13 protein-coding genes are annotated in these 14,758 nt (G+C 45.6%); 2 read left to right on the plus strand and 11 right to left on the minus strand.

The annotated features are described in order from the left end of the window. Positions 1–3: 3 nt before the first annotated feature. Complete coding sequence (gene dltC / locus FLB61_RS03370; RefSeq protein WP_087202965.1) at positions 4–240, plus strand: D-alanine--poly(phosphoribitol) ligase subunit 2; 237 nt, start codon at positions 4–6, stop codon at positions 238–240. After that, positions 237–1,418, plus strand: coding sequence for a D-alanyl-lipoteichoic acid biosynthesis protein DltD (gene dltD, locus FLB61_RS03375; RefSeq protein WP_087210109.1), 1,182 nt, complete (start codon positions 237–239; stop codon positions 1,416–1,418). Before dltC ends, dltD begins: the two co-directional genes overlap by 4 nt. Before the next feature lie 131 nt (positions 1,419–1,549). On the opposite strand, the gene FLB61_RS03380 is transcribed toward dltD, so the two are convergent. The 11 genes from FLB61_RS03380 to FLB61_RS03430 all read right to left on the minus strand — a co-directional run bounded on the left by FLB61_RS03380 (position 1,550) and on the right by FLB61_RS03430 (position 14,736). After that, positions 1,550–3,304, minus strand: coding sequence for a sensor histidine kinase (locus FLB61_RS03380; protein ID WP_087210112.1), 1,755 nt, complete (start codon positions 3,302–3,304; stop codon positions 1,550–1,552). Between the two features lie 7 nt (positions 3,305–3,311). Then, positions 3,312–4,691 carry a response regulator transcription factor gene (locus FLB61_RS03385; protein WP_330625485.1) on the minus strand — a complete coding sequence of 460 codons (1,380 nt, stop codon included), beginning with the start codon at positions 4,689–4,691 and terminating at the stop codon, positions 3,312–3,314. Next, positions 4,661–4,840, minus strand: coding sequence for a response regulator (locus FLB61_RS03390; RefSeq protein ID WP_221919399.1), 180 nt, complete (start codon positions 4,838–4,840; stop codon positions 4,661–4,663). Before FLB61_RS03390 ends, FLB61_RS03385 begins: the two co-directional genes overlap by 31 nt. A gap of 52 nt (positions 4,841–4,892) precedes the next feature. Next, positions 4,893–7,937, minus strand: a complete 3,045-nt coding sequence (gene lacZ / locus FLB61_RS03395; RefSeq protein ID WP_221919400.1) for a beta-galactosidase, LacZ type — start codon at positions 7,935–7,937, stop codon at positions 4,893–4,895. 29 nt (positions 7,938–7,966) lie between these two features. Then, positions 7,967–8,806, minus strand: a complete 840-nt coding sequence (locus FLB61_RS03400; RefSeq protein ID WP_087210121.1) for a carbohydrate ABC transporter permease — start codon at positions 8,804–8,806, stop codon at positions 7,967–7,969. Next, positions 8,799–9,683 carry a carbohydrate ABC transporter permease gene (locus FLB61_RS03405; RefSeq protein WP_087202977.1) on the minus strand — a complete coding sequence of 295 codons (885 nt, stop codon included), beginning with the start codon at positions 9,681–9,683 and terminating at the stop codon, positions 8,799–8,801. Before FLB61_RS03405 ends, FLB61_RS03400 begins: the two co-directional genes overlap by 8 nt. An 87-nt stretch (positions 9,684–9,770) precedes the next feature. Beyond that, positions 9,771–11,066 (minus strand): ABC transporter substrate-binding protein, encoded by a 1,296-nt coding sequence (locus FLB61_RS03410; RefSeq protein WP_221919401.1) that lies wholly within the window; start codon positions 11,064–11,066, stop codon positions 9,771–9,773. Between the two features lie 321 nt (positions 11,067–11,387). Then, a complete protein-coding gene (gene pcp, locus FLB61_RS03415) occupies positions 11,388–12,032 on the minus strand; it encodes a pyroglutamyl-peptidase I (protein ID WP_221919402.1) in 645 nt (214 codons plus the stop codon). 14 nt (positions 12,033–12,046) lie between these two features. Continuing rightward, positions 12,047–13,036, minus strand: a complete 990-nt coding sequence (locus FLB61_RS03420) for a 2,5-dihydroxypyridine 5,6-dioxygenase NicX family protein (RefSeq protein ID WP_087202972.1) — start codon at positions 13,034–13,036, stop codon at positions 12,047–12,049. Positions 13,037–13,065: 29 nt separating this feature from the next. Then, the gene (locus FLB61_RS03425) at positions 13,066–14,013 is read right to left on the minus strand and encodes a DUF979 domain-containing protein (protein ID WP_087202973.1); all 948 of its coding nucleotides are present in this window, start codon (positions 14,011–14,013) and stop codon (positions 13,066–13,068) included. A 15-nt stretch (positions 14,014–14,028) separates the two neighbouring features. Beyond that, a complete protein-coding gene (locus FLB61_RS03430; RefSeq protein ID WP_087202974.1) occupies positions 14,029–14,736 on the minus strand; it encodes a DUF969 domain-containing protein in 708 nt (235 codons plus the stop codon). Positions 14,737–14,758 lie beyond the last annotated feature (22 nt).

The raw sequence follows: 14,758 nt of genomic DNA on the forward strand, positions 1-14,758 counted from the left end.
ACTATGAAAGAAACTGTATTCAAAATTCTGGAAACAATCTGTGAGGATAATATCGTGAGGACGAACCCGGACATCGATCTCTTTGAGACAGATCTGATGGACTCTCTGGGCTTTGCTGAGCTGCTGGCAGACATCGAAGATGAACTCGGTGTCATCATCGCCCCTTCTGAAGTGGACCGCCATGTCATCAGCACCCCAAATAAACTGATCGCTTACCTGGAAGAAAGGGCATCGTTATGAAAAAACTGACGGCTTTTCTTACAGCCCTTGTACTCTTTCTCGTATCTGCTGCCGGGATGCATTTCTATGCTGAAAGCCGCATTACAGTAAACAACAATGCCTTTTCATTCTGGGCCATCGAGAAAAAATTTGTGGCCCGGGAGGCGCTTACCAAAAATATCAACGCAGATACCGTGGCAGTGTTCGGATCATCAGAATTCCAGCATGGACGCAAGACTCCTTATCATCCAGGGAATATGTTTGCGGGAAATAAATTCAATATGATGCTGATCGGCGCCGGCTACTATCAGTCCTTAAGCCATGCGCTGACTCTTGCTTCCATCGGAAATGACCTTCCGACAAAAGAGGCTGTACTTTTCATCTCGCCTCAGTGGTTCCGGTCAGATGGCGTGCTTCCAGAGCCATTTTCCTCACGTTTTTCGGAGACACACTATATCGGCATGCTGCAAAATCCGAATTTGAGCAAGACTACAAAAACCTATATCATAGAACGTGTGAAAACCCTCCTGAAGGCAGATCCTCCTGCCCTTGAACGTACTGAACTCTATGAAAAAGTTCTCTCGGGGAATGCTTCCTTTTCCGAACGACTCAACTACAGGCTGTATACAAGTTTTCTGAAAGAAAAAGAACTTCAGTCCGTCGCCATCCGTATGGCAAGGGACGGTATCAAAAAGAATGCTTCTCTTTCTTCTTCGGAACGGGAACCAGATTTTCAGGCACTTATGGACCAGGCCGGCAAGGACGGCGAGAAAGAAAACTCAGGAAATCCGTTCTTCATGGATGACTCCTCCTACCGCCTGTTCATTCGTCCTTTTTTAAAGGCAAAGAAAAATCAGAGCGTCAATGGAAGCTACAGTACTTCCCCGGAATATGCAGACCTGGAATGTTTCCTTCATGTCTGCCAGGATCTCGGCATACGGCCCCTGCTCGTAAGCCTCCCGGTCAACGGATATTGGTACGACTACACCGGATTCCCAAAAAAAGAGCGGCAGATCTACTATGAAAAAATCCGCCAGGTTGCAAAAAAATATGGTGCCGAGCTTGCTGATTTCGCCGATCAGGAATACACAAAATATTTCTTTGAAGACGGTGTCCATATCGGAAAGAAAGGATGGGTAATGATCAATGAAAGTATTTACAGATTTTATCAGAAAAATAAAACAGACAAAACACTTTGAGTTCATCGCCTGGACAGTGATCTTCTTTGTTCTTATGATGATACTGTATTTGTATCTGATTCACGCCAACCTGTCCACGGCGCCGAAATTTGTATATACACAGTTTTAAAGGGGCATTTACAGCCCCTTTTCTATATCTTTTTTTTCAGCGTCAATGTCACTGTCGTCCCCTTTCCTTCTTCGCTGGATATGTGGATTCCGTAATCTTCTCCGTAGATCAGTTTGATCCTCTGATCCACATTTCCCACACCGATCCCGGTAAAATGCTCCGTTTTCGAGGCGTTTCCATTTTTCAGTTCCATGAGCCGTTCTGTCTTGATCCCTATCCCATCGTCCCTAATCTCAAACCGCAGGCAGTCGCCTTCCTCTTTTACAAAAACCTGGATCTTCCCGCGCCTTCCATCTGCAAAACCGTGGAAAAATGCATTTTCCACAAAAGGCTGCAAGATCAGTTTCGGCACTCTATAGCTGCTGCACTGCGGCGTCACGTAAAACTCGGAACTGACAGAATCTCCGTATCTTGCCTGGTTGATCAGGACATAGTTCTTTAAATTCTGGATTTCCTGTTCTACAGTTACAAATTCATCCGTATTGCTGATGGTATTCCTTAAGAGCGCGATGAAAGCGTCAATGACGCCCGTGGTCTTTTGTGTATCTCCCTGCCAGATGAGCCATTTTATACTTGCAAGGGTATTGTAAATATAATGCGGATTGATCTGCATCTGAAGTGTATGGATTTCCGCAGCCCTCTTGTCCTTTTCTACCTGGATGAGGCTGTGGATATAAGAATCCAGTTCATCGACCATATCATTGTATGTTTCTGACAGTTTTCTTACTTCATCTGTCCCTTTTACCTGGACATGTTCTTTATATTTCATTTTCCTTGAGTTCTGCATCGTCTGTACCAGCTCAGACAGCGGTTTTGTCTGCTGCCTTACAAACAAAAAGATCAGTAATACAATGATCGCCGCCATAGCGATCGTCATGACTGTCAGCTCCCAGAAATCATACTGGTCTTGAAACGCTTCAGCGGAATTGATGATACCCATTATGTTATAATGCGTGCTCTGGAGCTGCTGTACAAGGTAAGTGCAGATTTTCCCATCCGTATTTTTTTCCGTCTTATAGACGTCGCTGTCTTCCATCTCTTTTGCGATCCTGGCAAAGGATGCGCTATTTTCCCCTTTGAGATAGTCCGGATTGTCCGATGAGATCACTTCATTGTCCTGGTTGAGCAGTACGATATCGTTGGATGGAACTGTAAAAGAGCTGTACATTTTACGTATATTTGCCTCTTTGATCGTGATAAAAGCGTATGTGTCTTCACTGTTTTGAGTAGATGGCCAACTTTTTGCAAAAACGACTGCCGGTTGTTTATCGGTAACCCATGTAAACCCATTTTCCAGGTACTGACAGATGATTTCTCCCTGATATTCCTCCGCTTTCCTCGCGATGCTGTTTTCCACAATCTCTTTTTTCGGCACCGAAAACCGGTCGGAACTGTTGATGATATAGCTTTTTAAATTTTCTCCGATCAGAAACACACTCAGATCACTGTACTCGGAAAGCCTGGAATTTTTCATCTGCTCCCCCAACTGATAGCTGATCTTCATTCTCTCTTTTTCTGTGATATCGCCGTACAGATAATTGTTCACAAGGTCACTTCGCTCCAGTGTCGTCATGATCGTCGTGATATCTCTGTAGAAATTGTAGAACTCATTATCAATCTGGTTAAAGATCTTTTGTTGTGACTCCGCGAAATTGTCCACAAAAATCTTTTTTGAAATCATAATATTTGTGACCGTCAAAGCAACAGCAAGGCACATCACTCCCGCTATGACTGTACACGCAATTTTGAAAAAAAGGCTGTTTACATGTCTTTTCATCTTTCATTTAACTCCGTTTCATTCTTCTGCGGTACTCGCTTGGCGTCTCCGACGTAATCTTTTTGAACACCCTGCAAAAATAGCTGTGTTCCGTATATCCTACCATTTCTCCGATCTGTGAGATCGGAAGTGGACTGCCGCTCAGATATTCCATGGCATGTCGGATACGGATACGGTTCAGGTAACCGCTGAATCCTTCTTTTACAGTCTGGCTGAAGTATCCGGACAGATAACTATAGCTGAAATTAAATTTTTCCGCAATATTGGACAGATCCAGCTGTTCCTGATAGTGCTCTTCCAGATATTCTTTGATGTGCCGGATCACATCGTCTTCCGCCCCTTTCCCTTCTTCGATCAGCAGCGCCAGATCGCCGGTTATTCGGCTAAAAGTCTCTGTAAACTCATTGACCCATTGTGTCTTTTCAATTTCGCGGAAAAAACGTTCTCTTAGCTCTTCACTTTTCCCCGTAATTTTTTCCGTCTCCATGAGATAATTGTAGAGCAGATTTTTTGTCAGATTTTTCAGCTTTCCTTCTTCAATCTGGTATTTGCAGAGATATTGGATATAATTTTGAAACATGGACAGTGCCTTTTCGTACTGTTTATCCGACAGCTCCCGTGTATACTCCTCGAACTCAAAGCGTTTTGGCTTCTCTCTTGTTTTGTCCGCCTCCGCAATATACAGATATTTCTCCGGATAATAAAATCCTTTTCCGATTTCCGGAAGGATATTCTTCTGGTAAAACATGCGGATTTCCTGCATATTTGAAAAATTACCGCTCACGACGAAGAATGCAAAAGGATAGATCCTTCTGATCTTTTGAGAGATCTCGTCCAGTGATTTGATGACATCCTCATCGTCCTTTACTCTGTAGTTGATCACTCCGCATAGTATCTCCTCCTGGAGAAACATGACCTGGACAACATACTCTTCTTTTTCTGCGAAAAAATCTTCTACCATTCTCTTGACAGAGAAGATATCGTTTGTGGATCCCCTTAAACAGTCTTTTACATTCAGGGCAAACAGCCGGTACAGCGTGTTCTTAAACAGGTTTGCAAAAACCGACTCATCCAGCCGATCTTTAAACCCAAGAAGAACCCTTTCCAGCTGCGCTTTGTATGACACGTCATTCTGGGCCTGAAGCCGAAATCCCGGTATTCTTTCCGCTGCTTTCCGAAGCGTTTTCAACAGATTTTCCGGATTCAGCGTCGGTTTTAAAATGTAATCGGATGCACCGTTTAACAGTGTTGTCTTTACATATTCAAATTTGTCATAACTGCTCAGGATGATGAGCTGGATCTCCGGATGCTTTTTCCCGAGGATTTCTGAAAATTCGATCCCATCCATGACAGGCATCACAATATCCGCCAGCACAATGGCGGAGATACCTTTTCTACGAGCTCCAGCCCTTGTCTGCCGTCCGACGCTTCCCCCACGATCTGAAATCCCTCTTTTTCCCAGTCCATCATGTGCTTCATCCCTTGTCGCATGATGAATTCATCATCTAAAATCAGTACTCTGCAGTACTCACTCATCTTTCATCCTCCCACCGACATTAGCCGGGAGAAATCTCCCGGCTAACCATCATTATAATCTCTGAATTGTAAATGCGATCCGCTGTTCCTGTTCGGATGGAAGCAGGTATTGACTATGTACCGGTGCGCCCCAGCTGTCGTCCCCTCCGACACCCATCTGGCAGGCCAGAATCCTTACCCATGTGTAGTGGATGTTCGGAAGTTCTTCCTGGTGGACTGCCTGTTCAATTTCGTAGGAGCTGTATGGGAGAACACTGCTTTCAAACGGTCTGTCTTCCGCCTGGAAGCGAAGTCCCCTTCCCTGTCCGTCGGATACTTCCAGCCATCTCGTTCCCGTGCGGTTTCCGCATTCCTGAGGCATCAGGTACGGCGTCATATTTTCGGCTGCCGTACTCTGAAAAATCCCCAGTCTTGCTCCTTCTTTCCGGTCTATATAGTTTTCCTCCGGTCCAAGACCGTAATAGCGGAATCCGCTGTACCGCTCTTTCAGCCGGAATTCCATTCCAAACGCCGGGATTTCTGCTGCTCCTTGCACGCCCGGATAGAAGAGCTCGGTCCGTATCGTTCCGTCTTCTGATACAGTGTACGTAACGGATACTTTTACTCCCAATGGCTCCGGAAGTTTCCAGAAAAACTTCACGCGGATGCCATCGTCTGTCTCTTCCGTCTCACACTCTGCCTTCTTCGCAAACATACCTGCTGTCATCCACACAGCTCTGTCATATCCATAACCGGCTCCTCGGTCATTGTCAGTGGACGCTCTCCAGAATGTGAGCTTCGGAGTTCTTGTAATATATTCTACCCCATCATAGCAAAGGGATGCAATCCCTCCTTCACTCATAGAGAACATCACATGGAAACGCTCTCCTTTGACACCGATATTTACATCTCCGTGCACGACTTCCAGTTTTCCTCTGCCGGATGTCCGGCCAGTATTTTCTGGAGTCTCCGCATTCTCTATCTTCCGCTCTGCGGCCTGCCCAAATGCAATCTCGAATCCTTCCTCTGCCCATAGCGTCCTCTCAGAAAGCCTTGCAGACACTTCATATACATACTCTCCGTCTCTGTCCGGCTCCGGGAAAGAAATCGCAGCAAATCCCTCCCCAAGAGGCGGAACGTCAGCCTTAATGACTGTGCGGAAAGTCTCTTCTCCGTCTCTCAGAACGCGGCAGATAAAATGGTATTGTTCCGTTCCTGCAAAACAATTCCTGTTTTCGATGAGGACGCCTTTTTTTGAAACTTTAAGGCGGATCGGAGCATAGAGGGCCTTGACTTCCTGTGCCTTCGGCGTTTCTTTTCTGTCCGCAAACACAATCCCGTTTCCGCAGAATTCATAATCTGTCGCCCGGTCATCATGATCTCCTCCATATGTGAGCACTTTTTCTCCCTGATCGTTGATATGCAGGACGGACTGATCGATGTAGTCCCAGATAAATCCTCCCTGGTACTTCTCATACCGGTCTTCCAGTTCTGTGTACAGATGCATCCCGCCGCAGGAATTGCCCATGGCATGCATATATTCACAACTGATATACGGTTTTGCCGGATCATTTTTCAGATACTCCTCTATATCAGCCGGTTTCGCGTACATTCTGCTCTCCATATCGCTCGTCTGATCAAACTCCCTGTTCCAGAATACGCCTTCGTAATGTACAAGTCTCGTCGGATCGGCCTTTCGGAAAAACTCTGCCATGTTCAAAATATCTTCCCCTGCATAGGATTCATTTCCGCATGACCATATGAGGATGGAAGGATGATTTTTGTCTCTTTCGAACATGGATTTCGCTCTGTCAAGGACACACTCCTGCCACTCCGGAAGAGATCCCGGCACATTCCAGGAAGGTTCCACCGCTCCCATCTTCTGCCATGATCCATGACTTTCCAGGTTTGTCTCATCGATCAGATAGATTCCGTACCTGTCGCACAGACGGTACCAGAGTGTCTGATTCGGATAATGGGACGTCCGGACTGCGTTGATATTATGCCGTTTCATAAAACGGATATCCCAGAGCATCTCCTCTTCTCCTACGGCACGGCCTTTTGTCATACTGAATTCATGCCTGTTTACTCCTCTGAATATCAGGCGTTTCCCATTCAGACACATGATTCCGTCTTTCATCTCAAATGTCCGGAATCCCACTTCTTCTTTTACAATTTCCCTCAAAGTGCCATCTTCCCCGTAAACATACAGGTACAAATCATACAGATACGGATCCTCTCCGCTCCAGCTGTGGACATGAGTAATCTCTCCGCTCCACTCTACGGTATCCTGCACTTCTTTTCGTTCTGAACAGACAATCTTTCCATCTCTATCTTCCAGGCGCAGTTCCACCGTCCCATGAAGCTTACCTGTCATCTTTGCACAGAGAGCGAAACGGCCATCCCTGTAACTTTCATCCAGCGTCCCTCTGAAAAACAGATCTCTCACATGGATCATCGGCACAGCATACAGATACACATCACGGAAAATCCCCGAAAACCTCCAGAAATCCTGATCTTCCAGCCAGCTTGCACTGCTCCTCTTATAGACTTCCACACAAAGTCGGTTTACTCCGTCTCTTAAAAGCTCTGTTACTTCAAATTCAGCCGGTGTAAAACTGTCTTCCGAATACCCGAGGAATGTCCCGTTCAGCCATACATAAAATGCTGTCTCCACTCCCTGAAAGGATATGTAAGTCCGTTTCCCTCTAAGCCCTTGATTTACATGGAACTCCTTGACATAACTGCCCACAGGGTTATATTCCCGGGATATGTGCGGCGGGCGCAGTTCTTCCTGCCCATCCCACGGATACATCGTATTGATATACTGGCATCTGTCATACCCCTGCATCTGAATATGTCCCGGAACCTCTATCTCTCCAAAGCGATCAATCGGGTATCCGTCTTCGTAAAATCTTTCCTGTCTTTCATCCGGGCAGACAGCATAGGCAAACTTCCATATTCCGTTCAGGCTTTGCCTAAGCGGCATTTCCCTGCCAAGTGCAGTCTCCTCCTCTTTTTCATAAAACAAATGGTCTGAGTGTGCCTCTTCTCTGTTTACTTCAAAAACTTCCGGATCCTCCAACCATGCAAGGGTATATTCTCTTACTTTTTCCATCTATGCTGTCTGCTCCTTTCTATGAATCCTTAACCTTTGACTGATCCCGTCATACCTGCCACAAACTGTTTCTGCATGATAAAGAATAACACTGCCATCGGAATCGTCGCGATAACGACTGCTACCATCATCATACCATAATCCGGCGTGTAGGACGATCCCATCGCTGCCAGAACAAGCGGCAGTGTTCTCTTTTCCGGAGACTGCAGTGCGATCAACGGCCAGAGGTAATTGTTCCAGCTTGTCATAAATGTCACGACGATCGCTGCCGCATACACCGATTTGTTTGTCGGCATGAATACTTTGAAAAATATGCCAAATTCACCAAGCCCGTCGATCCTTGCCGCCTCTACCAGTTCTTTCGGAAAACTCTGGGTATTCTGGCGGAAGAAGAAAATCAAGAATGCCGTAGCGATGGCAATGATGATAACCGCCATCGGCGTATTCAAAGCGATCACTTTCAGAGGTCCCATATGCTGAAATTTGCTGAACAGTCGGAACAGCGGGACCATCAGGGCCGCAAACGGAACCATCATGGACAGCAGTACGATCGTAAACACGCGCTCACGTCCTTTAGATTTGTAGATGACAAATGCATATCCTGCCGCCGAAGAGACGATCATCGCAAGCGCTGTCGTAACTACCGCGATAAGCAAAGAATTCTTAAACGCATTCATATACTGAAGATCTGAATTCAAAAGGGTCTTCAGATTCTCCATAAAATAACCGCCCGGCAAAAGTGTCCCTTTCGTGATATCCACCGACTTATTCGTAGATGCAATGACCATCCAGAAAATCGGAAAGACGGACACAACAGATGCGATGGTCAAAAAGATATATTGAAACACATTCCCTATTTTTCTACTCATTCTTGTCACCTACTTTCAACTGGATAAAGGATAATACGACGATCATGATCACTACAACATAGGATACTGCCGCCGCATATCCGAAATCGGATGAATACTTAAAGAGGATATTGTAAATGTACTGTGAGATCGTGATCGTTGCATTCGCAGGTCCTCCCTGGGTAATGTTCATCGGTTCGTCGAAAAGCTGCAGCGTACCGATCGTGGAATTGATCGTTGTAAAAAGGATGATCGGTTTGAGCATCGGGAGCGTAATGCTTTTAAATTTCTGGAACGCCCCTGCCCCGTCAATCTCTGCCGCTTCGTAAATGGAATCATCTATTCCCTGAAGTCCGGAAAGATAAAAGACCATGTTATATCCCGTCCATCTCCATGTGATCGCCACGATGATCAAAACTTTTGCCCACACCGGATCTGTGATCCAGGAAATTGGTTCCGCGATGATATTCAGCTTGACAAGCATCGCGTTTACAAACCCGTCTGTCGCAAACAGACTCTTGAATACGATAGAGTAAGCTACAAGTGATGTCACGCACGGAAGAAAAATCGCTGTCCTGAAAAGACCTTTGAATTTCAGCCGTTTGTTATTGAGCATCGATGAGATTGCCAGAGCAAGCAAGATCATGATCGGCACCTGCACCACCAGATATAATACCGTGTTGGACAATGCCTTTCTGAATGTCGTGTCCGTCAAAAGCCTCTTGTAATTGCTGAGCCCGCTGAACGACAGATTATTTCCTGCTCCGGACTGAAAAGAAGTAATAAGCGCCTGTACCATTGGATAAAATACAAAAGCTACAATCAGTATAATACTTGGGAGGACAAAAATCCATCCTGTCCGGTTCAATTTGGGACTCATATCTTTTTTCTTTGTCATATCTGCCACAAGTCTCCCTCCTTTTTTGCATAATAATAGCCATTTACCTCTTTATCCCGAAGCAAATGGCTATTGTGACCGTATTGCTTAATTGGCAACTACAGATTCAATCTGTGTCTGATATTCTTCCAATGTCTTATCTATATCAGCGCCACCCAAAATTGCCTGAACAACTTCTGTCATCAGATCTTCGATTTCGTATGTGTTCTCTCCGTAGTTGACAGTCGGAACCTCGTTTGTCCATGCTGCAAAATCTTTGAAAATTTCCTGTCCGCCGTAGAATTCCACGCCTTTGCTGTAGTTTTCAGCAGAGCTTGCTGCTTTCAGTGTACTAACAAGATTGATATCTGTTGCAAGCTGATTCATCAGATCTACATTGGATGCAAATGTTTCTTTCAGGAAATCTTTTGCAAGATCTTCGTTTCCTACATTTTTAAGGACATACCATCCGCCGCCGATGGATGATGCATTGACGGAATCTGCATTTTCTGCCATTTTCGGGAACGGAGCGATCGCCCATTTTCCGCTCTGGTCTTCCGCGCCAAGAACAGATGGGGAAATCCAGCATCCTGTCGGAACAGTTGCAACATCTCCGCTGTTAAATGCTCCTACAAACTGATCCCAGTCGGAAACAGTCTCTGTGATTCCTGCATCCACAAGTTTTTTGTATGTATTGATAGCATCTTTTAATCCCTGGTTGCCGGCGATATTTACCTTGCCATCTTCATCTGTATACCATGTTCCTGCGCTCTGCATCATCATACGGATCTGTCCGATATCGCTCGGATCCAGTGTAAGCATCGCTTTTCCTGTCTTTTCTTTTACTGCTTTTCCGATCTCAATGTATTTGTCCCATGTCAGATTCTGCATGTCTTCCTTTGTGTATCCGGCCTGTTCTATATAATCCGTTCTGTAGAAGACTGCCGCTACACCACTGTCAAACGGAATTCCATACATTTTTCCGTCTTTCTGGTTAACCCCTGTCTTGTATGCTGCAAAATCTTCCGGTTTTGCGATGTCGGAAAGATCTGCGAATTCATCTTCATACGCGTTCAGGTATCCCTGAATTCTGTAATCTTCGATCAGTACGATGTCCGGAAGACCGTCATAGGACTGAGAAGAAAGACTTGTATTCAGCTTCGCTACGATGTCATCCTGTGCCATTGTCACTACTTCGATCTCTGCATCGGAGTGATCTTCTTTGTACATATCAGCCGCCACGTTTGCAGCCTTGATATTGAACGCTTCATCCCAAGCCCAGATCGTCAGTTTGTTGTCGTCCTTCTTGCTTTCCTTTTTGGAATCATCTGAACTTCCGCAGGCTGCAAGTCCCAATGTCATTACACTTGCCAGCAATAAAGCCAGAACTCTTTTCTTTTTCATGTTTCTCCTCCTTGATTTCTCACTTATCTTGATGGTTCTACTTTAACATTTTTCCATCTTTTTTTAGTAGGATAATTTTCGCGGGAGTTTTCACTTATTTTTGATTTGTACTTTTTTCTTTTTGATTCATTTGAACTTTCTTCTGAAATTTATACTTTTTTCCTGTCATCTGTCCAGCTCCATTGTACTAGTTCTAAACAGCCGGGGCACCGATGGTTCCATTTGTATATTTTACACAAGACAAAGGCAGAAGCCTTATCCCTCAAAGGATAAATCTTCTGCCTTTTTATCAACGATTCGTCTGTAAGCCGCGCCGTCCGTCTAGTGTGTCTCGCCCATTGCTTTTGCCACATCAGTCTCGTTTGTCACTGCCGCCTCGATTCCGTATTCAAGACCTTTTGCGATCATTTCCAATGACATAAACGGTGTTCCGTTCGGTTTTTCCACAACCTGTCCGCCTTCAAACGGGACGTGGATAAATCCGGCACGGATGCCATTGTATTTTTTATCGATGAGATACAGCACGTTGTACATGATGCTGTTGCATACGTATGTGCCGGCTGTGTAGGAGATGTGTGCCGGGATTCCATGGTTTCTCATATTTTCTACCATAGCTTTTACCGGGATCGTTGCGAAATACGCTGTTTCTCCGTCTTCTCTGAGCGGCTGGTCAAACGGCTGCTCTCCGTCGTTGTCCGGAATTCTTGCTTCTGCCAGGTTGATGGCCACTTTTTCCACTGTCATGCAGGAACGTCCGCCTGCCTGTCCGACATTGATAACAATATCCGGCTGGTGCTCTTTGATGGCCTCTTCTACCACAACTGCACTTCTTGTAAATACGGTCGGGATCTCGAGTTTGATGATCTCAGCCCCTGCGATCGTATTCGGAAGAAGCTTCACTGCTTCAAAAGCCGGATTCACTTTTTCTCCTCCGAACGGATCAAATCCTGTTATTAATACTTTCATATTCAGCACCTCTCTTAATATACATTTGGTTCCGGCAAAATAATCTTTCCTTCCTGCATGATCATCCGGTTATCCGTATAAATATCCGGATCCATACAGACAAGATCAAAATGCCCTTTTGCATTCTGCACTCCTCCAAGTGCGATATTGCGCCCGACACCGATATGGAACGTCCCATAAGCCGACTCATCTTCGATATAGCAGTTCCCGAGACATTTGGAGTAAGAATTCAATCCGATCCCCAGCTCTCCGCCGATATAGATCCGGCTGTCCCGGTATCCTTCCATATACTCTTTGAGCCGTATTCCGGTAGGAGTGTTCTCTATCTCAACGATCCTGCCTTTCCGGAATTCAATCCGGGTCGGTTCTTTGGCCCGTCCGATATATCCAAGGGATCCATCCAGCACCATGATCCCTTCTGTCTTTGTCTCCTCGATCGGTACATAGACCTCGATACTGGCGGATGAATAGCCTTTCCCATCTTTAAGGACTCCATTGAAAAATCCCGGTTTTCGTCCTCTTTTTTCCATCTGCAGATCCGTGCCCGCAGCTGTCGTCACACGGATTTTGCTGGAATTTTTCAGATATTTCATGATTACTTTCGCCATCAGCCGGCTCTTCTTTGTATCCATCATGAGGAAATCATATTCCAGCATGGACCGTCCGTCATTTGTGGAAAGGGGAAGCGAAAGAAATTTCTTCTTCTTCTGGATAGCCTTTTTGGCTGCCTTTGTCGTTACAAGAGAATACTCGGTGGCCGCGATAATGGCAGTATAAGGGTCAAAAATATCCTCATTCTCATCAAAGAAGACGCCTACATGTCTGCCCTTATTTTCCACGATCAAAGTATTTACCGAATACGCATGGCCGAAAGCCTGCTTCCTCAGTTCTCTCGCCTCGTTCAAATGCTCTTTGCTTGTCACAATGAGAAGCCTGTCCCACGGTTTTATCCTGACCCATTCCCGGATGATGATCTTTGCTCCCCGTCCCATTTTCTGTGCCATATTGTCCGTCCTTCTGTACGTACCCGCTTTTACTTAAAGATGATCATATAGCAGATCTGTACTACAAGCATGATACCGGCAACAACAACCTGATTTTTGATTACACCCCAGCGATCCTTCATATTCAGGATAGCCACCGGTACGATGTTGAAGTTGGCTGCCATCGGTGTGCACAGTGTACCACAGTAACCGCATGTCAGCGCCAGCATTCCGACAACGATCGGATCTGCTCCGTATGCCAGGACGAAAGGTCCTCCGATTCCGACTGTCATGACCGTGATAGCCGCGAAAGCATTTCCCATAACCATTGTAAACAATGCCATACCGATAGCAAAGACTATGATCCCTACGTTGACATTTCCTTTCGGAACGACATTTTCCACAAGACCTGCAATCACTTCGCCTACTCCAGCCGCAGTGAAAACACCGCCCAGGGCGCCCAGAAGCTGAGGCAGCATACAAAGAGGTCCCATCATGGAAAGAAATCTTTCGGAGTCATTGAGAAATACGGCCGGCTTATTGTCTGAAGAGTATGCTCTCAGGATGATCATGGAGATGATGACGCCGACTGTGACTCCCACCATGGAACTGATATTTGTAAACAACGCAAACAGCAAAGAGCAGATTGCAACTGTCAGCGCCGGGATAAAGATCTTCATCCCTATTTTGCTGTATTGTTTCTGTGTATATTCCTTCGTCGGTCCACTTTCTTTTCCGGATTTTACGCGCTTAAGGATCGGCGGGATACACATGATAATGACAAGAAGTCCGGATACTTTCGCCGGAAGCCATGTACCAAACGCACACACGATACCAAAAGAGCACCAGAAAATAGCCGTCCCGTATCTTGCCGGATTCTCTTTATCGAGAAGATTTTTGATCCCTGCATATATTGTGATCAATCCGATGATGACCCATACTGCTTCCAGCAGATTGTTTCCAAGGGTCGCACTGATCTGTATAAATTTCAAATCCATTCTGTCGTCCTCCCTCTATTTCTTGTTGCCTTTTGCCGGCTTGGATCCGGCGGATCCATAATATTTCTTAACAAGTTTTCTGTCTCTCAGGATAAAGTAAACACTTGCCACTACAAGGGCGATAAGAGCAATCGGAATTTCTGCTGCAGCCAATTCCACAAGCTCTACTTCATACCCAAGTGACGCCAGTGTCGTCTGTACAAGGATTCCTCCTGATCCTCCTACAAACAGTACCTGGAAGAAGAACCATGTGATATTTTCCATAGCGGAAGACATCCCTTTTACATCTTCCATGTGCTGTTCATCCGGCTCATTTCCGGAATTTTTGATCGCACCTTCTGCCATCGGAAGAAGTACCGGACGTACAAATCCTGCTACTCCTCCGAATCCTACGTTAAACGCACCGAAGAATCCTCTCAGGATACCGTAAGCGCATACCAGCTTTCCTGCTGTGGCGCCTTTTACTTTGCGCATAAGAGCGGCCGCCGCTTCTCTCAGGCCGTTTCGTTCCAATACTCCTGTTACAAGAAGAATCATAATAAAGATCGCCATCGATCGATTCGCTACGAAGGTAGTTCCCAGTGTTTCCAGAAGGCCATCGATACCGAGGCCTCCTACCAGCGCGGTAGAAATTATCGCGAGAAAGATGATGAGAATCGAATCGAGTTTGAGCGCAAATCCCACGATAACGATCAAAACTCCGATTAATTTTAAAAGTTCCATAGATTTTCCTCCTTTGGATAAT

The sequence above is a fragment of the Sellimonas caecigallum genome (assembly GCF_019754295.1).
Taxonomy (GTDB): Bacteria; Bacillota; Clostridia; order Lachnospirales; family Lachnospiraceae; genus Sellimonas; species Sellimonas caecigallum.